Source organism: Achromobacter sp. GD03932, assembly GCF_029839485.1.
In the GTDB taxonomy this organism is placed as follows: domain Bacteria; phylum Pseudomonadota; class Gammaproteobacteria; order Burkholderiales; family Burkholderiaceae_B; genus Achromobacter; species Achromobacter bronchisepticus_A.
In genome coordinates this window covers 1-19,080 of the sequence record NZ_JAOCAT010000028.1, presented here as the reverse complement: position 1 = coordinate 19,080, position 19,080 = coordinate 1, and the positions used below count along the sequence as shown (strand labels likewise).

Below are 19,080 nucleotides of genomic sequence, written 5' to 3'. Positions count from 1 at the left end.
ATGTCCTCGCTTTACTGGCCCTACCTCATCGCCGACTACTACCGCGGCCTGGAGATCGTGACGGCGGTGGTCGGCGTCATCATCCTGCTGTCCAGCCTGGACGACCTGTTCATCGACGGCTGGTTCTGGCTGCGCGAACTGCGCCGCGGGCTGACGGTCAAGCGCCAGTATGCGCCGCTGAGCGCGGAACAGTTGCGCGCCAAGCGGGAACAGCCGCTGGCGATCATGGTGCCGGCCTGGCTGGAATATGACGTGATCGCGCCCATGCTGGAGAACATGGTGTCGACGCTGGAATACAAGAACTACATGATCTTCGCGGGCACCTACCAGAACGACGAGCGCACCATCAAGGAAGTGGAACGCATGCGGCGGCGCTACCGCCAACTGATACGGGTGGAAGTGCCGCACGACGGACCGACCTGCAAGGCCGACTGCCTGAACTGGATCGTGCAGGCCATCTTCGCGCAGAACGCCCAGCAGCCCGAACCCTTCGCCGGCGTGATCCTGCACGACAGCGAAGACGTGCTGCACCCGCTGGAGCTCAAGTACTACAACTACCTGCTGCCGCGCATCGATTTCATCCAGTTGCCGGTCACGTCGCTGGAGCGGGAGTGGCACGAACTGGTCGCCGGCACCTACATGGACGAGTTCGCCGAATGGCACACCAAGGACTTGGTGGTGCGCGAAAGCCTGTCCAAGATGGTGCCGTCCGCCGGCGTCGGCACCTGCTTCTCGCGCCACGCGCTGGAGGTGCTGGCGGCAGAGACCAACAACCAGCCTTTCAATACCGACACGCTGACCGAGGATTACGACATCGGCGCGCGCCTGGCCCAGCGCGGCATGCGCCAGATCTTCGGCAAATTCGAGGTCGAGTACGTGACGCGCCGCCGTTCCTGGTTCGGCCTGGGGCGGGAGAAGATCTCCGCCATCAAGATGCCGCTGGGCGTGCGCGAGTACTTCCCCAACACCTTCCGCACCGCTTACCGGCAGAAGGCCCGCTGGACGCTGGGCATCGGCCTGCAAGGCTGGCAACAGGTGGGATGGACCGGGTCGCTGGCCACCAAGTACCTGCTGTTCCGCGACCGCAAGGGACTGTTCACATCCTTCATCGCGATACTGGCCTATCTGTTGCTGGCCAACTTCTTTCTCTTCTATCTGGCCGACCGCTTTGGCTGGTGGAAGGTCTACTACCCCTCCTATTTCCGTCCGGGCGGCTGGCTGGTGACGCTGATGTGGCTGAACGCGGGGGCCCTGCTGCTGCGCGTGGTGCAACGCGCGTACTTCGTCGGCCGCATGTACGGCTGGGAGCATGCGCTGCTGTCCATGCCGCGCATGATCGTCGGCAACTTCATCAACGCCATGGCGGCGGCGCGGGCTTGGCGCCTGTTCATCGGCCATCTGATCACGGGCAAGCGGCTGGCCTGGGACAAGACCATGCATGACTTCCCCTCCACCGACCAGTTGGCGCAGCAACGCCAGCGCCTGGGCGACCTGCTGCTGTCCTGGCAGGCCATCGATCACCAGATGCTGGAGCAGGCGCTGGAGATCCAGGCGCGCGAGAAGCGGCCGCTGGGCGAAATCCTGATGGAACGGGGCTGGCTCGACGAAAAGACGCTGCACGAAGCGCTGTCGTTCCAGCAAGGCGCCCCGACGCAGACCGAACACCCCGCGGACCCGCTATCGCACAGGCCCACACCTCCATGACCGTCATTTCCCGTACGCTGGCTTTCAGCGCCCTGCTGTGCGTGGCCGCAGTCCCTCAAGCGGCCGCGCAACCCGCCGCCGCAGCCGAACGTCCGCTGGAAGGCGACGCCTACCAACTCGCCGACCAGGCCTACAAGCAGTACGACGCCGGCCATTACGAAACCGCCCAGATCATGGCGGAGAACGCCATCCGCCTGCGGCCCGACGTGGCCCGCCTGCGGCTGCTGCTGGTGTACGCCCTGGAAAAGCAGGGCAAGCGCCAAGAGGCCGCGCGCGCGGCCGATGCGGCGATCGCCGACGGCCTGGGCACGCCCGAACTGCGCCAGGCCAAGGCCAACCTGCAACGCCCGCCCGCGGTAGCCGCCACGCCCGCGCAGCCTGCGGCGCAAACGCCTGCGCAAGCTTCCGGGCAGGCGCCTGTACAACCCCCCGCCCCTGCCCGCAAACCCGCGCCGCAAACCCCTTACCAGCGCGCCTATCCCGTGGCGGCGCGCGCCTATGCGGACTATGGCCGCCAGGACTACGCAGCGGCGGCGGCAGGCGCCGAACGCGCCTTCCGCGCCGTGCCCAGGCAAGGCGAATGGGCCTTGCTGTGGGTGGAATCGCTGGGCGCGCAACAGCGCTATGAAGCCGCCAGCCAGGCCGTGGACACGGCGCTGGCGCTGGGCGCGCCCAACAAGGTGGCGCTACAGGCCAGGCAACAGGCCTTTCAGAAGCAGATCGCCGCGAACCAGGCGCCCGCCGCGCCGGCTCCGGGCAGCGCGGCCGCCACGGGCGCCTATGCCGCCTACGACAAGGGCGCCTACCAGGAAGCCATCGCCCTGGCGCGCCAGGCCGTGGCGCAAGCGCCGGACAACGAAAGCTATGCCCAGCTGCTGACGACCGCGCTGGCCGCCGGCAACAAGGCGCAAGCCGCCGAGGCGGAAACCCGGCTGAGCGACGCCATCGCCCGCCAGCCGGACTCGGCCCAATTGTTGGCGCAGCGCGGCTACGCGCGCCAGCGCCTGGGCCAGCCCGCGGGCGCCGCGTCCGACTTCGCGGCCGCGCGCGCCACCGGCCAGGCGCCGCCGCGCCTGATCCTGGACCAGGCCTATGCGCAGTCCGCAATGGGCGACAACCGCGCCGCCACCGACTCGCTCAAGCAAGCCATCGACATGGACGATGCCGGCCAGCTGGGCCTTACGCCGCTTGAGCGCTACAACACGCGCAGCGGCGTCGCCGCCCTGTCGCGCGAATGGGGCGGCTCGTTCTCCGCGTCTTACCGCGGTGCGCGCCCCGCCAACTCCAGCATGGGCGGCGCCGCCATCAACACGCCAGGCGACGTGGTATTCAGCACTGCGGAAATCTTCTGGCGTCCGCCGCAGCTGAACAATCGCTGGGGCATGCTCGAAGCCTATGCGCGCAGCTCAAACACGCTGTACGACGGCGGCAGCACCTACGAGTCGCGCAGGAACGTGGATCCCTGCACCGGAGAAAGCACGCCGGACAACCGCTCGGCCGACGAACGCCTGCGCAACAGCAGCTCGGCCGCGGGCATCCCCAGCACCATCGGCGCGCTGGGCCTGCGCTACCTGCTGGCCGACACCGGCGTGACCTTCGGCATAGAACGGCGTTTCTTCCTGGGGTCGGCCACCCGCCAGGGCTACGCCTATCCGGAATCCAGCGCGGTGCAATGCGCGGCGCAGCAGGCCTTCCACAGCGCCTACCCCAACCTGCAGGACCAGAGCGCGGTCGCGCGCTACAAGCTCAACGGCAACGCGGGCGGATGGATGACCTACCTCACCTACGGCTACTACCATGGCCGCGAGCTGCGCGTGGACGTGCCGAGCTGGCTCACCATCGAAGGCTATGCGCAGGGCGGCTATCTCTGAGACGACAATAGCGCCAACTACACCGCCTACTCGGTGGACTCCAAGGGCCAGCGCCAGCAGGACCTGGGCAGTTCCTCGGGCCGCCTCAAGCGCGACCAGGCCTTCCTGTCCGGCGAGCTGCGCGTGGGCCGCAGCTTCCGCGCCACCAGCATCAGCGACAAGCTGGTGCTGTTTCCGTATGCGGTGGTCGGCGCGGACTGGCTGTGGCAAAAAAGCGTGGCCAAGCTGAACGACCTGCCCGGCTACGGCAACCAGTCGGTGGTCCTGTCCGACCATGGCACCTCCTGGTCGCTGGGCGTGGGACCCGGCTTCAACGTGCGCTATTGGTTCCGCGAAGACCACTACAACGCGCCGCGCTCCTATCTGGACTTCGGCGTCCAGTACCGCACCAGCCTGGGCGGCGGCGAGAGCGACCGCGCCAAGGGCTGGTTCATGAACATGACGCTGTCGTACTGAGCCGCTGATACACACGATTACATCGATTCATAAGCCTATAACAATGATTCGGGCATAGTGCTCCGCGCCACGCAGGCAGCGCGATCGCCAGGCGTGCAAACCCCATCCCTCACCGCGTTGGAGATTGAATTGCCGATGTTCAAACAAGCCCGTATCGCCCTGACGACCGTCGCCCTGACCCTGGCCAGCAGCGCCGCCCTTGCCCAGCAGACCATGCCGGGCCAGATGCCCAACCTGGCGGCCGTGAGCGGCCAGATGCATGCCGCCGCCGAATACTGCGGCGCCTACACGGCAGCGCAGCTCGAACAGATGAAGCAACAACAGAAGACCGCGACCAGCGCCCAGGGCATGTCCGCTGCGGACTTCGACGCCGCTTTTTCGAAGTCCTACAGCCAAGCCAAGGTGCAACTGGGCACGCTGAGCGCGGCCGACAAGGAAAAGACCTGCGCGCAGCTCAAGGCCATGGCCGCGGCGCAACCGCGCTGACCCTTCCCTTCCCGACCGCTAAACGGCCGCCTAGAGCGGCCATTCGCGCCGCAAGCGCTCGGCCTCGGGCGTAGGCCCGATCAGCCAGGGGTCCGCCGCAAAGGCGACCACGCTTTGCGCGCGGTAGCGCCGCGCGATGCGCAACTGCCGGCGCACGCGCGCCGCATCGGCGGAGCGGGCATTGAAGGTGGTGCCGTCCTGGCGTTCGGACGGCAGTTCCTCGAACAATTCGACGATCAGGTCGAATGGCGCGCGCCGCGCCAGCAGCATGCGATGCAGGGGCTCCAGCGCCTCATACGCCGCCATGCCGGACACGCCCACTCCGTCCTGGACCATGGGCCTCAGCTTGGCAACATCCAACAATCCGTTCCACAGGTCGGCCAGGCTCAGCGCTCCTGGCAATTTGCTGTGATAGGTGGAAATGGCGGGCGCGCGTCCCGTCTGTTGCGCAAGCGGATCGGACAGCTCGCGCAGCCATTGCGCCAACCGCGCCTGGCGGCCGGGCGCGGCCCAACTGTGCTGCTCGATCTCGTAGGGGATGTACCAGCCGCGAAACGCCGCCAGCCCGGTCGCGTTCGACGCCCGCGCATAGGCCAGCGCCTGCGTCTGCGCGGCTTGCAGGAATTCGGCCAGCGCCGCGTCATCCGGATTGCCAAGCTGTCGCCACCAGCGCTCGTCGTAGGGCAGGCCCAGTTGCAGCCCCATGCCCAGGCGCTCGGCCTCGTCGAAGATCAGCGCCAGCGTGGGCGCGGGCAGTTGCCAGGGCTGCGCCCCGCCACTGGCGCCTACCCACTGGATGATGATCTCGCGGAATCCCAGCGCATGCATGGCGCCGATGCGTTCGCGCCAGGCCTCTGGACTCAATTCCAGATGGCTGGGCCAAAGCTGCCAGAAGGTACTTTGCACCGACCAGGCCGGCGCGCAGGCGGGCAGGCTGGCGGCCAGCGCCGCCGCGCCCAGGCGCTGCAACAGACGCCGCCGGCCGGTGGAAGCAGGCGCAGAAGCCTGCATGGGCTGCCTGGCGATAGGACTTATCCTGCGCGGTTGCCGAAGATGCCGGACAAGGACGCCAGCAGGTCGGCCGGGTTGAATTGCTGTTCGCCCTGGACCTCGCCGTTGGGCGTCGCCTTGTCCACCAGCTGCGGCAGCAGCGAGGACAGCGAACCCAGCACGGAGTCCGTGTCCTGGCCGGTCTTGGCGGCCAGTTCGTTGACGACGCCAGGGTCCAGCACGGAACCAAGCTGATCGGCGCTGACCGGCATGTTCTGGCCGGTGCCCACCCACGAGGCTACGATCTCGCTCAAGCCGCCCTTCTGGAAGCTGGCGATCAGGCCGGTCAGGCCGCCCGGGTACTTGTTCAGTTGCTCGATCAGCGCGGGCAGCAGCGAAGCCGAGCCCCCTTGCTGACCGCCGCCGGCCATCGAGGCCAAGGTATCCAATAGGCTCATCATCGTGCTCCTGAAAAAACGGAGATTCAGTATAGGCCCATGCCTGCCGCCCTGCCTGTCATCCGATGGATGACACCCGGCATCTTTACAAAGCTTATCGATTCCGACCCGTCAGTTGGCGGTTTTTCCTGCCTGCAGGGCCTGCAAGGACTTCAGGCCGGCGCGGCCGTCCGGCCGCAGGCCCAGTTCGCGCTGCACCGTCTGCAGGGCTTGCCGGGTACGGGCGCCGATCATGCCATCGGGTTCGCCGATCTCATAGCCCCGGGCAATCAGCAGCCGCTGCAATTCCCGCCGCTGCGCGCGCGACAGGCCCGGATCGTCGGTCGGCCAGGGCTGCGCCAGCGGACCGCCGCCGCGCAGTCTGTCGGACAGGTGGGCGATGGCCAACGCATAGCTTTCCGCGGCGTTGTAGGAATACAGGGCGTCGAAGTTGCGCGTGACCAGGAAGGCGGGACCTTTGCTGCCAGCCAGCAGCAGCAGGCCCGCCGGCGTGTCGCCCGCGGGCAGCGGCTGACCATCGGCGCGCGTCACGCCCCGCCCCGCCCAATACGACATGGCGCGCTTGTTCTTGCGGCCCGCGCCCGCGGTATCCAGGCCCGCCGGCAGGCGGACTTCATAGCCCCATTGCAGCGCGCTGTTCCAGCCCGCCCGCTTCAGAAAGTTGGCCGTCGATGCCAGCGCGTCCGGCACGCTGTCGACCAGGTCGCGGCGGCCGTCGCCATCGAAGTCCACCGCCAGCCGCAAGTACGTCGAGGGCATGAACTGGGTCTGGCCGAAGGCGCCCGCCCAGGAGCCGGTCAAACGTTCTGGCGCGATGTGCTCGTCCTGGATGATCTTCAGCGTGGCAAAGAACTCGCCGCGGAAATAGGCCTGGCGCCGGCCGAAGCAGGACAGCGTGGACAGCGACGTCAGCAGGGGCCGGCCGCCCAGCGTGCGGCCGTAGTTGCTTTCCACGCCCCACACCGCGGCTATGGTGGCCGCGTCCACGCCGTAGCGCGACGCGGCGCGGTCCAGGTCGGACTGCCAGCGCGCCATGCCGGCTTGGCCGTCGGCCACGCGCTCATCGTCGACCAGGGCCGCCATGTAGTCCCAGATGGGCGTCTTGAATTCCGGCTGGGCGTCCAGCAGATCCAGCACCGTCATGTCGGGCGCGAGCCCCGCCGTCTGGGTGTCGAAGGTAGCGCCCGACACGCCGGCCTTAAGCGCCGGGCCGCGCAATTGCGCGAGGCAGGCCGCGAACGCGTCGGCGGCCGATGCGGCGGGCGCCAGCGAAATGAGCGCGCCTCCCGTCAAGAAGATGTTCAGTGGACGCAAGCAGCGGGTCCGCAGCGCTTTGATGAAAGTGTCGGTGCTCATGTTTTCCAATCAACCGGCCTGCAGCGCGGCAAGCTCGGCGTCGTCGAATCCGGCGGCGCGGCGCGCCTCCAGGTTGAAGGGGCCGCGCAGCCGGGGCGCGTCGTAACGCTGCGCCAGTTCGGCATAGCAGGACACGGGATCCTTGCCCGCCTGCGCGCACAGCTGCTTGTACCAATGATTGCCGATGGCCACGTGGCCGATCTCGTCGGCCAGGATGATGTCGACGATGGCGGCGCTTTCCGCGTCGCCCGCTCCCGCCAGCTTGGCGCGGATCGCGGGAGAAGCGTCCAGGCCGCGCGCCTCCAGCGTGCGCGGCACCAGGGCCAGGCGGGCCAGCAGATCCTCTTGCGTGCGCTGCGCCATGTCCCACAGGCCGTTGTGGGCGGGGAAGTCGCCATAGGCGCACCCCATGGCGGCCAGGCGCTGCCTGAGCAGATCGAAGTGATAGGCCTCTTCGCGCGCCACGCGCAGCCAGTCGAGGTAGAAGGCTTGAGGCATGCCGGCAAAGCGCCACATGATGTCCAGCGCCAGGTTGATGGCATTGAATTCGATGTGCGCCAGCGCGTGCAGCAGCGCCGCGCGCCCTTCCTCGGTGGCCATGGAACGCTGCTTGACCTGGGCGGGAGCCACCAGCTCGGGCCGGGCAGGACGGCCCGGCAGTCCAGCCGTGGGCGTGTATGTCCGCTCGCAGTCCAGCGCCGCCTCATCCGACATGGCGCGCACTGCCGCCAGCTTGTCCTGCCAGGCCGTCGCGGCCAGGGCCGCCAGCGCCTGCCCGCGCAGGCAATCCTGGCGATGCCCGGCCGCGGCGGGCGTCGTGTTGCTATCCATATGCTTCTCTGTGCCGGGCGGCCTCGCGCCCACCCGAAATCCCTTGAAAGCGCCGTGGCCGCAGGCCGCGCGCATACACGGAGACTTTATCATTCACCCATGGATTCCCTGCGCCTGACCATAGAGACCGACCTGTCCCGCATCGACGCCCAGCAATGGGACGCGCTGGCAGGCGACCAGCCCTTTCTGCGCCATGCGTTCCTGCGCGCGCTGCACGAGACCGGCTGCGCCGCGCCTCAGACCGGATGGGCTCCGCATTACCTGGCGCTGTGGCGCGACGATGCGTTGGCCGCCGCTGCACCGCTGTACCTGAAATCCCATTCGCGCGGCGAGTATGTATTCGACTACGCCTGGGCCGACGCCTTCCAGCGCCACGGGCTGCGCTACTACCCCAAGCTGCTGTCGGCCATTCCGTTCACCCCGGTCACCGGTCCCAGGCTGCTGGCCGGCAACGATGAGGATCGCGCCACGCTGGTGCGCGGGCTGGTCGCCTTCGCCGAAGAGATCAAGGTGTCGTCGCTGCACCTGCTGTTCCCTGCCGAGGCCGACATGCGTGCGCTGCGCGAGGCCGGCTTCATGATCCGCGAAAGCGTGCAGTTCCACTGGACCAATCCGGGCTACGCGGACTTCGACGCCTTTCTGGCCACGATGAGCCACGACAAGCGCAAGAAGATCCGCCAGGATCGCAAGAAGGTCGCGGCCGCCGGGCTGTCGTACCGCTGGCTGCGCGGCGCGGAAATCGGCGAGACCGAGCTGGACTTCTTCTACGAATGCTATTGCCGCACCTACTTCAGCCATGGCAATCCGCCCTACCTGAACCACGAATTCTTCCGCCGCGCGTACCGCGAACAGCCCGAGGCCTTCGTGCTGATCCTGGCAGAGCGCGACGGCCAGCCGGTGGCCGCCGCGCTCAACCTGGCGGGCGGCGACGCGCTGTATGGGCGTTACTGGGGTGCGACCGAATACGTTCCGGGGCTGCACTTCGAGACCTGCTACATGCAGTCCATCGCCTATTGCATCGTCCACGGCATCGCGCGCTTCGAGGGCGGCGCGCAAGGCGAACACAAGATGGCGCGCGGGCTGCTGCCCACGCCCACCTGGTCGGCGCACTGGGTCGCGCATCCCGGCTTCGCGGACGCGATCCAGAACTTCCTGGACGAGGAAACCGCGGCGGTGACGGATTATCTGGGAGAGCTGGAAACGCACTCCCCGTTCAAGCGGCCACGGGAAGGCTAAGGGCTAGAGGAAGCGGTCCAGCAGCTTGCGGCTGTGCTTGTCCAGCGACTGGATGTCGCGCACCAGATAGAAGATGCCGTGGCTGTCGGCGATCAACAGGGTCTGCGGACTGAGGCGGCGGATGTCCTCTTCGCCGCGCAGCGTGAACGAGGTGGGGCCGCGGTCGGTATCGACCTGCCAGGTGCTGGGGGTGGCAAAGGTGGAGACGCTGGCCAGCTTGCGGATCTCGGGCATGAACTCCCGGCTCGCCAGTTCTTCCTCGATCAACTCGCGCTGCGGAGACGGCACGTCGGACAGGTGCTCGATCCAGAGCAGTTCGCGCCCGTCCACCGTCACGAGCGACAGGCCGCGGCCAGGTTCGCTGATGGGAAAGGCGCGCACGGGCAGCACGCCCTCGTGGTTCTGGCCATCGGCGGACTGGAACTCCAGGCGCCCGAAGGCATTGCGGCGCAGCTGAAAAGACGGCAAGGTCATGACGATAATTCCGGTTCCGCGTCAGGCCACGGCGGCCATGTCTTCGCTGCCCGACGCCTGCGCGTCGGCCTCGGCCTGGCGCGCCTGCGCCTGGTACAGACGGTAGTAGGCGCCCTCGCGAGCCATCAGTTCTTCGTGCGGGCCCTGCTCCACGATCTGGCCGCGGTCCAGCACCACCAGGCGGTCAGCCTTGCGCAAGGTGCTCAGGCGGTGGGCGATGGCGATCGTGGTGCGGCCGCGCACCAGGTTGTCCAGCGCCTTCTGGATTTCCTTTTCGGTGGTGGTGTCCACCGACGAGGTGGCCTCGTCCAGGATCAGGATGCGCGGATCGATCAGCAGCGCGCGCGCGATCGAGATGCGCTGGCGCTCGCCGCCGGACAGGGCCTGGCCGCGTTCGCCGACCAGCGAGTCGTAGCCGTGCGGCAGCCGCAGAATGAATTCATGCGCATGCGCGGCGCGCGCCGCCGCCACGATTTCGTCGCGGGTGGCGTCCGGCTTGCCGTAGGCGATGTTCTCGGCGATGGTGCCGAAGAACAGGAACGGCTCCTGCAGCACCAGCCCGATGTTGCGGCGGTAGTCCGCCACGCGCACCGAACGGATATCGGCGCCGTCCACCAGCACCGCCCCTTCGGACACGTCGTAGAAGCGGCAGATCAGGTTGATCAAGGTGCTCTTGCCCGAGCCGCTGTGACCCACCAGGCCGATCATCTCGCCCGGCGCGATGTTCAGGTTCAAGCCGCGGATAACCTGGCGGTTGCCGTAGCGGAAGCCCACGTCGCGCAACTCGATGCGGCCGTTGATATGCGGCAGCTTGGCGGGATTCTGCGGTTCCGGCACGCTGGAGACATGGTCCAGGATATCGAAGATGCGCTTGGCGCCGGCAGCCGCTTTCTGCGTGACCGAGACGATACGGCTCATCGAATCCAGGCGCATGTAGAAGCGCCCGATATAGGCCAGGAAGGCGGCCAGCACGCCGACGGTGATCTGCTTCTGCGACACCTGCCAGATGCCGAAGATCCACACCACCAGCAGGCCCACTTCGGTCAGCAGCGTGACCGTGGGCGAGAACAGCGACCAGGTGGTGTTCACGCGGTCGTTGACTTCCAGGTTGCGGTTGTTGGCTTCGCGGAAACGCGCCACTTCGCGCTTTTCCTGCGCGAAAGCCTTGACCACGCGGATGCCCGGGATGGTGTCGGCCAGGACGTTGGTGATCTCCGACCAGATGCGGTCGACCTTTTCGAAGCCATGGCGCAGGCGGTCGCGCACCGCGTGGATCATCCAGATGATGAACGGCAGCGGCACCAGCGTGACCAGAGCCAGCCACGGATTGATGGACACCAGGATGACCGCGGTCATGCAGATCATCAGGATGTCGTTGGCGAAGTCCAGCAAATGCAGCGACAGGAACACGCAGATGCGGTCGGTTTCGCTGCCGATGCGGGAAATCAGGTCCCCGGTGCGCTTGCCGCCGAAATACTCCAGCGACAACTGCTGCAGGTGCTCATAAGTGGTGGTGCGCAGGTCCGCGCCGATGCGCTCGCTGACCCAGGCCAGGATGTAGGTCCGGGCCCAGCCCAGGCCCCAGGCCAGGAAAGCCGAGGCCAGCAGCCCGCCCAGATAGAGGCGGACCTTGTCGTAATCGATGGGCGCGCCGTTCTGGAACGGAATCAGCACGTCATCCATCAGCGGCATGGTCAGGTACGGCGGCACCAGGGTGGCGGCCGTGCCCAGCAGGGTCAGCACGAAACCCGCCAGCAGCGGCCCGCGGTAAGGGCGGGCGAAACGCCACAGGCGCAGCAGCGCCCAAGTGGTAGATGGCGCCGCCTGTTCCTGGTTGCAGGTCGGGCATTCTTCCTCGCCCGCCGGAATGACGTTATTACAGACGGTGCAGGTGCGCTCCGCCAGTTCCTCGTCCTGATGGCCCGACAAACGGATGGCCTGCTGGGTCTCGAACTGCGCCAGCAGCTTCAACGCGGCCGGATTGCGCGCCAGCGTAAAACGCCACGCGCCCAGGCGGGAGCCATCGTCGTGCAATTCCAGCAGCGCGGCGCCGGCGTGGTCGGTCAGGCTCAGCTTTAATTGGGGGCCGTATGCCCAGGATTCCCAGCGCGGTTCGTCGGGATGGCGGGCCAGCAGCCGGCGGTCGGTGGCGGCGATCAGCCCCGGACGGAACTTCAGGCGCTGATCCAGGTCTATTTCAACCCAGGCCAACAAGGTTTCGCCGTCCGCCAGTTCGGCGCTGATTTCATCGCGCCAGCGGGCAGGAAAGGCTTCGGCAAGGCCGGAAAGCAGGTTTGGTTTTTTCATTGGAACGCATACCGGGCCAGGACTCTGCCCTACTAGGCGGCAACCGGTTCGCAACCTGGACTGGCGGCAAACGTGTCCCTTCCTTACAACATAACGATTTCACGCCTTGAAGGCGTCGTATAGTAGCAGCCGATTTTTCTAATTAGGAATATCTGGGATCCCCCACTCGTTGGCATTATTCTAAAGGCGCAACCCCAATAAATTCGCGGTCTTGCATAGGGGCGTCCGCGCGTGCCAACCTGCTTCTCTCGTAAATTAAAACATGAAAAAGAAAGACATTGAATTTCTCGATGTCGTGGCTTTGCGCGGCCCGAACATTTGGACGTACCGTCCGGTACTCGAAGCGTGGGTGGATATCGGTGAACTGGAGGACTACCCCTCCAACACCATCCCCGGCTTTTACGAACGCCTGACGGAATGGCTGCCGACGCTGATCGAGCACCGCTGCAGCCCGGGGGTCCGGGGCGGTTTCCTGTCGCGCCTGAAGGAAGGCACCTGGCCCGGCCACATACTTGAGCATGTCACCCTGGAACTGCAGAACCTGGCCGGCTTGCGCGGCGGTTTCGGCAAGGCCCGGGAAACCTCCACCCGCGGCGTCTACAAGGTGGTGGTGCGCGCCTGGCAGGAACAGGTCACCCGCACCGCCCTGAACGAAGCCCGCGACCTGGTCATGGCCGCCATCGAAGACCGCCCCTTCGACGTGCCCGCCGCCATCGCCAAGCTGCGCAGCCTGATCGACAAGCACTGTCTCGGCCCCAGCACCGCCTGCATCGTGGATGCCGCCGACGACCGCGACATTCCCTACATCCGCCTGTTCGAGGGCAACCTCGTGCAGTTCGGCTACGGCTCGGCCCAGCGCCGCATCTGGACGGCCGAGACCGACCGCACCAGCGCCATCGCCGAAGGCATTTCGCGCGACAAGGACCTGACCAAGGAACTGCTGTCGACCTGCGGCGTGCCCGTGCCCGAAGGCCGCCTCGTGCGCAGCGAGGACGACGCCTGGGAAGCGGCCGAGGACATCGGCCTGCCGGTGGTCGTGAAGCCCTATGACGGCAACCACGGCCGCGGCGTGTTCACCAACCTGACCACGCGCGAGGAAGTGGTGTCGGCCTACCGCGTGGCCGTGGACGAAGGCAGCGGCGTGATCGTCGAACGCTTCGTGCTGGGCAACGAACACCGCCTGCTGGTCGTGGGCAACCGCATGGTGGCCGCCGCCGCCGGCGAACCGGCCTGGGTGACGGGCGACGGCAAGTCCACCATCACCGAACTCATCGACAGCCAGATCAATACCGACCCGCGCCGCGGCCGCACCGAGAACCACCCGCTGAACCCGGTGCGCCTCGATTCCGCCGCGCGGCTGGAAATCGCGCGCCAGGGCCTGTCGGAAGACAGCGTTCCGCCCGAAGGCCAGCGCGTGCTGGTGCAGCGCAGCGGCAACGTCGCCTTCGACGTCACCGACCGCGTGCACCCCAGCATCGCCGCCACCGTGACCCTGGCCGCGCGCATCGTCGGCCTCGACATCGCCGGCGTGGACCTGGTGGCCGAGGACATCTCGCGCCCGCTGGACGAACAGCGCGGCGCCATCGTCGAAGTCAATGCCGGCCCGGGCCTGCTGATGCACCTGAAGCCGGCCGACGGCACGCCGCGCCCGGTGGGCCGCGCCATCGTCGACCACCTGTTCCCTGAAGGCGATGCAGGCCGCATCCCCATCGTGGGCGTGACCGGCACCAATGGCAAGACCGTGGTGGCGCGCCTGGTTGCCCGCCTGCTGAGCCTGTCCGGCAAGCGCACCGGCCTGGCCTGCAGCGAAGGCCTGTACCTGGACCGCCGCCTGGTGCAAAAGGGCGACCGCGCCGATTTCGCTTCCGGTACGCGCCTGCTGATGAACCGCAACGTGGATGCCGCCGTCATCGAGAACGACAGCGGCGTGATCCTGGGCCAGGGCCTGGCCTATGACCGCTGCCAGGTGGGCGTGGTCACCAACATCGACGACGCCGACCATCTCGGCGACTTCGACATCAATGAAACGGAGCGCATGTTCAATGTGTTCCGCACGCAGGTGGACGTGGTGCTGCCCGGCGGCTCCACCGTGCTGAACGCGCGCGATCCGCGCGTGGTGGAAATGGCCGAGCTATCCGACGGCGCCGTGATCTTCTTCGGTATCGATCCCGCCCTGCCCGCCATCACCGCCCACCTGCAACAAGACGGCCGCGCCGTATTCGTGCGCGACGGCGGCATCGTGCTGGCGCAAGGCACCCGCGAGGAACGCCTGGCCACCGTGGCTTCGATCCCGCTGACCCATGGCGGGCGCGTCGCCTTCCAGGTCGAGAACGTGCTGGCCGCGGTGGGCGCGGCCTGGGCGCTGGACATTCCCGTGGAGCTGATCCGCGCCGGCATCGAAACCTTCGACATCGACCAGGCCGACGCTCCCTGGCAGTTCACGCTGTTCGAACGCAACGGCAGCACCGTGGTGGTCGACGACGTGCACAACGCCTCGGCGCTGCGCCCCCTGATCGCCGCCATCGACCAGTTCCCGTCGACCACGCGCGCCGCCGTCTATTCGGCCGGCGCCGACCGCCGCGACGCGGACCTGATCGAACAGGGCAAGCTGCTGGGCGACGCGTTCGACCGCGTGGTGCTCTACGACGACCTGACCGTGCGCAGCAAGCGTCCCGCAGGCGAAGCGCGCGCGCTGTTGCGCCAGGGCCTGGCGCAAGGTTCCCGCGTCAAGGACATCCAGGACGAGCCCGACCACGGCAAGGCCATCCAGAGCCAGCTCGACGCCATCGCCGCAGGCGACTTCGTCCTGCTGCAGTCCGACGAAGCCTTCTCCGGTCCCACCATCGACCTGGTCCGCCGCTGGATTCAGCAATACTGACAATATCTGCGCGCGCCCTTGCACCAGCGGGGCGCGCGTGAGCTAGACAGGAATACCTGCCATGGAAGTTTCCCGTATCCGAGCACTGCGCGGCCCCAATCTGTGGAGCAAGAACACCGCGATCGAGGCCATCGTTTCCTGCGCCGACGCCGAATGCTCCATCGACAACCTGCCTGATTTCGAAGCACGCCTGCGCGCCCGTCTGCCGCAGACCGGGCTGCTGCGCCCGGAAGGCCATCAGGGCGCGGTCTCCATCGCGCACGTGCTGCAGATCGTGGCCCTGACGATGCAGGCGCATGCCGGCTGCCCCGTCACGTTCGGCCGCACCGCCTCCACCATCGAGCCTGGCGTGTTCCAGGTGGTGGTCGAGTACAGCGAGGAAGAAGTCGGCAAGCTGGCGATGGAACTGGCGCAAGTGCTGGTGCGCGCCGCGCTGGACGACACGCCCTTCGATCTCGCCGACGCCTTGAAGCGCCTGCGCGAACTCGACGAAGACGTTCGCCTGGGACCCAGCACCGGCTCCATCGTCAACGCCGCCACTGCCCGCAACATCCCGTACCGCCGCCTGACCCAGGGCAGCATGGTGCAGTTCGGCTGGGGCAGCAAGCAGCGCCGCATCCAGGCCGCCGAAACCGACCTGACCAGCGCCATCTCCGAGTCCATCGCACAGGACAAGGACCTGACCAAGATGCTGCTGGACGCCGCCGGCGTGCCGGTGCCCATGGGCCGCTCGGTGACCACCGCCGAAGAAGCCTGGGCCGCCGCCGAGGAACTGGGCGGCCCGGTCGTGGTCAAGCCGCGCGACGGCAGCCAGGGACGCGGCGTCGCCGTCAACATCGAATCCCGCGAGCGCGTGATCCAGGCCTTTGAAGTGGCCGAGGAAATAAGCTCCGAAGTCATCGTCGAACGCTACATCCCCGGCCACGACTTCCGCCTGCTGGTGGTCGGCGGCGCACTGGTCGCGGCCTCGCGCCGCGATCCGCCGCAAGTCACGGGCGATGGGGTGCAGACCATCCGTCAACTGGTGGACCAGGTCAACGCCGATCCGCTGCGCGGCGACGGCCACGCCACCTCGCTGACCAAGATCCGCTTTGACGACATCGCCCTGGCCACGCTCAAGAAGCAGGGCTTCGAGGCCGATTCCGTGCCGCCGTCCGGCACCCTGATCTTCCTGCGCAACAACGCCAACCTCAGCACCGGCGGCTCGGCCACCGACGTGACCGACGAAGTGCACCCGGAAATGGCCGCGCGCGCGGTGTCGGCGGCCCGCATGATCGGGCTGGACATCTGCGGCGTGGACGTGGTCGCCGAAAGCGTGCTCTACCCGCTTGAAGACCAGAACGGCGGCGTGGTGGAAGTGAACGCCGCCCCCGGCCTGCGCATGCATTTGAATCCGTCCTTCGGCAAGGGCCGCGCCGTGGGCGAGGCCATCATCGCCAACATGTACGCGGACGGCGACGACGGCCGCATCCCGGTCGTGGCCGTGGCCGGCACCAACGGCAAGACCACCACGGTGCGCCTGACCGCCCACATCCTGGGCGTCGCCGGCAACCGTGTCGGCATGACCAACTCCGACGGCGTCTATGTCGACAACCTGCGCATCGACACCGGCGATTGCAGCGGTCCGCGCAGCGCCCGCAGCGTGCTCATGCACCCGGACGTCGACGCAGCCGTGTTCGAAACCGCGCGCGGCGGCATCCTGCGCGAAGGCCTGGCCTTCGATCGCTGCAACGTGGCCATCGTCACCAACATCGGCATGGGCGACCACCTGGGCCTGGGCTACATCAGCACGGTCGAAGACCTGGCCGTGGTCAAGCGCGTAATCGTGCAGCACGTGCACCCCACCGGCACCGCGGTGCTGAACGCGGCCGACCCCATCGTGGCTGAAATGGCGGCGAGCTGCCCGGGCTCCATTACCTACTTCGCCGAAGACCGCAATCATCCCGTGCTGGCCACGCATCGCGCCCAAGGCCTGCGCTGCGTCTACCGCGACGGCGACTCTATCGTCACCGCGCAGGGCGGCGAGGAAACCCGCTACCCGCTGGCCGCCATTCCGCTCACGCGTAACGGCACGATCACCTTCCAGGTGGAAAACGCCATGGCGTCGATCGCCGCTGCCTGGGCGCTGGGCCTGGACACGGACATCATCCGCCGCGGCCTGGCCAGCTTCGTCAATGACGCCCAGACCGCGCCCGGACGCTTCAACGTGTTCGATTACCGCGGCGCCACGGTCATCGCCGACTACGGCCACAATCCCGATGCCATCCTGGCCCTGGTGCGCGCGGTGGACGCCATGCCGGCCAAGCGCCGCTCCGTGGTCATCAGCGGCGCGGGCGACCGGCGCGACGAAGACATCCGGATGCAGACCGAGATCCTCGGCGAAGCCTTCGACGACGTGCTGCTCTACCAGGACCAGTGCCAGCGCGGCCGCGCCGATGGCGAAGTGCTGGCCCTGTTGCAGCAAGGCCTGGCCAACGCCACGCGCAGCAAGCACGTCGAAGAGATCCACGGCGAGTTTCTCGCCATCGACACGGCGCTGGCGCGCCTGGGCGCAGGCGACCTGTGCCTGATCCTGGTCGACCAGGTCGAAGAAGCGCTGGATCACATCGCGCGCCGCATCGCGCAGGCCTGAGCCGCACGCGGTTCCTGAAGTACAAACGGGGCGCCCAAGGGCGCCCCGTTTGCGTCAGCGCGCGCCGGTCAACTGCTGGACGACACCACGGGCGCGGCGGCCTGATAGCGGTCCGTCACGTGCGTGCATCCGAGCGCGGCCATCGCGGCCAGCGTCAGCAAGATTGCGCGGCAAAGTCGTTGCGTCATGCGAGTTCCTCTTTCCATATTCCGTGGCCGAACCTGCTTGCGGGTTCCGCGGACACTATACCGGCGCGCCCGCCGGCAAGCCAAGCGCGCATGCCCGCGTCCAGCCTTGCAGATCCAGTTACCAGCCTCCCTCAAAAGGGGACAAGACATTGCCGGAATGTAACTACGGGATCTAGTGCGCCTGCAATCCCTACCCGCCGGAAACCGGGCCATTTCGCCGGCGCCGGGCCGTTACATTTGCCCACAGCCAGGTTTGACGGCCATGCCGCGGACCCGTACGGTAAGTGCATGGCCTGGACGGAATCACTTGAACCGACAGGCCCTAGCTGATCAGTGTCCCACTCAACCGCGACAGCCCGGTTTACAGGCCGCAAACCGGATGCCGCTAGCAAATGGAGAGGTCACCATGAACAACGACATCATCGCTGGCAAATGGAAGCAACTGACGGGCAAGGCCAAGGCCGCCTGGGGTGAGCTCACCGATGACGAGCTGACCCGCACCGAAGGCAACGCCGAACGTCTGGCGGGCCTGATTCAGGAGCGTTACGGCAAGACCAAGGAGCAGGCCGAAAAAGAAGTCCGTGACTTCTTCGACCGCAATCCTTGATCCGATAAACCACCAGGAGAAGCTGACATGTTGCATTACGCCGTAGTTTTCTTCGTCATCGCCATCATCGCGGCTGTCCTGGGCTTCGGCGGCATCGCCGCCGGCGCTGCCGGTATCGCCAAGATCCTGTTCTTCGTCTTTCTGGTACTGGCGCTGCTGTCCATCCTCGGCGGCGCATTCCGCAAGAAATAGAACTCGCACCCAAGACACTACCCCATCCTCGCGTCCCGACGCGCTGAACCACTAACAAGGAGCATGACTATGGAATTCCGCAAGCTGATCGCCGCCGCTGCACTGGGCACGGGCGCCGTCTTCACTTCCATGGCTTTTGCCGCCGACGACGGCAAGCCGAAACAGTCCGTGGGTGAGTACGCGTCCGACGCCACCGTGACCACCAAGGTCAAGGCCGCCATCGTGGCCGACAAGCAGCTGAGCGCGCTGGACATCGCCGTGGAGACCAATGCGGGCGTCACCAAGCTGACGGGTACCGTCGGCACCGCAGCCGAAGCCGATCATGCCGCCACCGTGGCGCGCGGCGTCGAAGGCGTCAAGCAGGTCATGAACAACATCAAGGTCGACCCGGCCAAGAACAAGAAGTAACCCCAA

16 protein-coding genes are annotated in these 19,080 nt (G+C 67.0%); 10 read left to right on the top strand and 6 right to left on the bottom strand.

Annotated features, from left to right (window positions below):
* From N5C88_RS23445 to N5C88_RS23430, 4 genes are all read left to right on the top strand, one after another.
* Positions 1-1,704, top strand: coding sequence for a glycosyl transferase family protein (locus N5C88_RS23445; protein ID WP_059374572.1), 1,704 nt, complete (start codon positions 1-3; stop codon positions 1,702-1,704).
* A complete protein-coding gene (locus tag N5C88_RS23440) occupies positions 1,701-3,575 on the top strand; it encodes a hypothetical protein (RefSeq protein ID WP_280016333.1) in 1,875 nt (624 codons plus the stop codon). The genes N5C88_RS23445 and N5C88_RS23440 overlap by 4 nt, the downstream gene beginning before the upstream one ends.
* A gap of 33 nt (positions 3,576-3,608) precedes the next feature.
* The gene (locus tag N5C88_RS23435; RefSeq protein WP_280016332.1) at positions 3,609-4,031 is read left to right on the top strand and encodes a hypothetical protein; all 423 of its coding nucleotides are present in this window, start codon (positions 3,609-3,611) and stop codon (positions 4,029-4,031) included.
* A gap of 135 nt (positions 4,032-4,166) precedes the next feature.
* Positions 4,167-4,517, top strand: a complete 351-nt coding sequence (locus tag N5C88_RS23430) for a hypothetical protein (RefSeq protein WP_059374579.1) — start codon at positions 4,167-4,169, stop codon at positions 4,515-4,517.
* Between the two features lie 30 nt (positions 4,518-4,547).
* Here N5C88_RS23430 and N5C88_RS23425 read toward each other — a convergent pair whose 3' ends face one another.
* The 4 genes from N5C88_RS23425 to N5C88_RS23410 are packed head-to-tail and all read right to left on the bottom strand — an operon-like array spanning position 4,548 to position 8,152.
* A complete protein-coding gene (locus N5C88_RS23425; protein ID WP_280016331.1) occupies positions 4,548-5,528 on the bottom strand; it encodes a DUF4434 domain-containing protein in 981 nt (326 codons plus the stop codon).
* 20 nt (positions 5,529-5,548) lie between these two features.
* Positions 5,549-6,067: a YidB family protein gene (locus N5C88_RS23420; RefSeq protein ID WP_276310570.1), complete on the bottom strand. Its 519-nt coding sequence runs from the start codon at positions 6,065-6,067 to the stop codon at positions 5,549-5,551.
* 9 nt (positions 6,068-6,076) lie between these two features.
* Positions 6,077-7,321 carry a lytic murein transglycosylase gene (locus N5C88_RS23415; protein ID WP_280016330.1) on the bottom strand — a complete coding sequence of 415 codons (1,245 nt, stop codon included), beginning with the start codon at positions 7,319-7,321 and terminating at the stop codon, positions 6,077-6,079.
* 9 nt (positions 7,322-7,330) lie between these two features.
* Positions 7,331-8,152: a ferritin-like domain-containing protein gene (locus tag N5C88_RS23410; protein ID WP_251877306.1), complete on the bottom strand. Its 822-nt coding sequence runs from the start codon at positions 8,150-8,152 to the stop codon at positions 7,331-7,333.
* Positions 8,153-8,251: 99 nt separating this feature from the next.
* Here N5C88_RS23410 and N5C88_RS23405 point away from each other — a divergent pair, with 99 nt between their 5' ends.
* Positions 8,252-9,388, top strand: coding sequence for a GNAT family N-acetyltransferase (locus tag N5C88_RS23405; RefSeq protein ID WP_059374583.1), 1,137 nt, complete (start codon positions 8,252-8,254; stop codon positions 9,386-9,388).
* Between the two features lie 3 nt (positions 9,389-9,391).
* Here N5C88_RS23405 and N5C88_RS23400 read toward each other — a convergent pair whose 3' ends face one another.
* Together N5C88_RS23400 and N5C88_RS23395 are read right to left on the bottom strand one after the other, a co-directional pair.
* On the bottom strand, positions 9,392-9,862 hold the full coding sequence (locus N5C88_RS23400) for a DUF1854 domain-containing protein (RefSeq protein WP_059374585.1): 471 nt from the start codon (positions 9,860-9,862) through the stop codon (positions 9,392-9,394).
* A gap of 21 nt (positions 9,863-9,883) precedes the next feature.
* Entirely contained in the window at positions 9,884-12,169 is a 2,286-nt protein-coding gene (locus N5C88_RS23395) for an ABC transporter ATP-binding protein (protein WP_118934235.1), read from the bottom strand.
* A gap of 262 nt (positions 12,170-12,431) precedes the next feature.
* Between N5C88_RS23395 and cphA (N5C88_RS23390) the strand changes: the two genes are divergently transcribed.
* The 5 genes from cphA (N5C88_RS23390) (at position 12,432) to N5C88_RS23370 (ending at position 19,074) form a co-directional block, all read left to right on the top strand.
* The gene (cphA, locus tag N5C88_RS23390) at positions 12,432-15,047 is read left to right on the top strand and encodes a cyanophycin synthetase (protein WP_059374590.1); all 2,616 of its coding nucleotides are present in this window, start codon (positions 12,432-12,434) and stop codon (positions 15,045-15,047) included.
* Positions 15,048-15,108: 61 nt separating this feature from the next.
* The gene (gene cphA, locus N5C88_RS23385; protein ID WP_059374592.1) at positions 15,109-17,679 is read left to right on the top strand and encodes a cyanophycin synthetase; all 2,571 of its coding nucleotides are present in this window, start codon (positions 15,109-15,111) and stop codon (positions 17,677-17,679) included.
* Positions 17,680-18,273: 594 nt separating this feature from the next.
* Positions 18,274-18,474, top strand: a complete 201-nt coding sequence (locus N5C88_RS23380; protein ID WP_006389412.1) for a CsbD family protein — start codon at positions 18,274-18,276, stop codon at positions 18,472-18,474.
* Between the two features lie 27 nt (positions 18,475-18,501).
* Positions 18,502-18,666, top strand: coding sequence for a DUF1328 domain-containing protein (locus N5C88_RS23375; protein ID WP_006389411.1), 165 nt, complete (start codon positions 18,502-18,504; stop codon positions 18,664-18,666).
* A 69-nt stretch (positions 18,667-18,735) separates the two neighbouring features.
* On the top strand, positions 18,736-19,074 hold the full coding sequence (locus N5C88_RS23370) for a BON domain-containing protein (RefSeq protein ID WP_013392352.1): 339 nt from the start codon (positions 18,736-18,738) through the stop codon (positions 19,072-19,074).
* Positions 19,075-19,080 lie beyond the last annotated feature (6 nt).

Coding starts and splice junctions, on each gene's coding strand:
- N5C88_RS23445 (WP_059374572.1), top strand. CDS start 1: ATGTCCTCGCTTTACTGGCCCTACCTCATCGCCGACTACTACCGCGGC.
- N5C88_RS23440 (WP_280016333.1), top strand. CDS start 1,701: ATGACCGTCATTTCCCGTACGCTGGCTTTCAGCGCCCTGCTGTGCGTG.
- N5C88_RS23430 (WP_059374579.1), top strand. CDS start 4,167: ATGTTCAAACAAGCCCGTATCGCCCTGACGACCGTCGCCCTGACCCTG.
- N5C88_RS23425 (WP_280016331.1), bottom strand. CDS start 5,528: ATGCAGGCTTCTGCGCCTGCTTCCACCGGCCGGCGGCGTCTGTTGCAG.
- N5C88_RS23415 (WP_280016330.1), bottom strand. CDS start 7,321: ATGAGCACCGACACTTTCATCAAAGCGCTGCGGACCCGCTGCTTGCGT.
- N5C88_RS23410 (WP_251877306.1), bottom strand. CDS start 8,152: ATGGATAGCAACACGACGCCCGCCGCGGCCGGGCATCGCCAGGATTGC.
- N5C88_RS23405 (WP_059374583.1), top strand. CDS start 8,252: ATGGATTCCCTGCGCCTGACCATAGAGACCGACCTGTCCCGCATCGAC.
- N5C88_RS23400 (WP_059374585.1), bottom strand. CDS start 9,862: ATGACCTTGCCGTCTTTTCAGCTGCGCCGCAATGCCTTCGGGCGCCTG.
- N5C88_RS23395 (WP_118934235.1), bottom strand. CDS start 12,169: ATGAAAAAACCAAACCTGCTTTCCGGCCTTGCCGAAGCCTTTCCTGCC.
- cphA (WP_059374590.1), top strand. CDS start 12,432: ATGAAAAAGAAAGACATTGAATTTCTCGATGTCGTGGCTTTGCGCGGC.
- cphA (WP_059374592.1), top strand. CDS start 15,109: ATGGAAGTTTCCCGTATCCGAGCACTGCGCGGCCCCAATCTGTGGAGC.
- N5C88_RS23380 (WP_006389412.1), top strand. CDS start 18,274: ATGAACAACGACATCATCGCTGGCAAATGGAAGCAACTGACGGGCAAG.
- N5C88_RS23375 (WP_006389411.1), top strand. CDS start 18,502: ATGTTGCATTACGCCGTAGTTTTCTTCGTCATCGCCATCATCGCGGCT.
- N5C88_RS23370 (WP_013392352.1), top strand. CDS start 18,736: ATGGAATTCCGCAAGCTGATCGCCGCCGCTGCACTGGGCACGGGCGCC.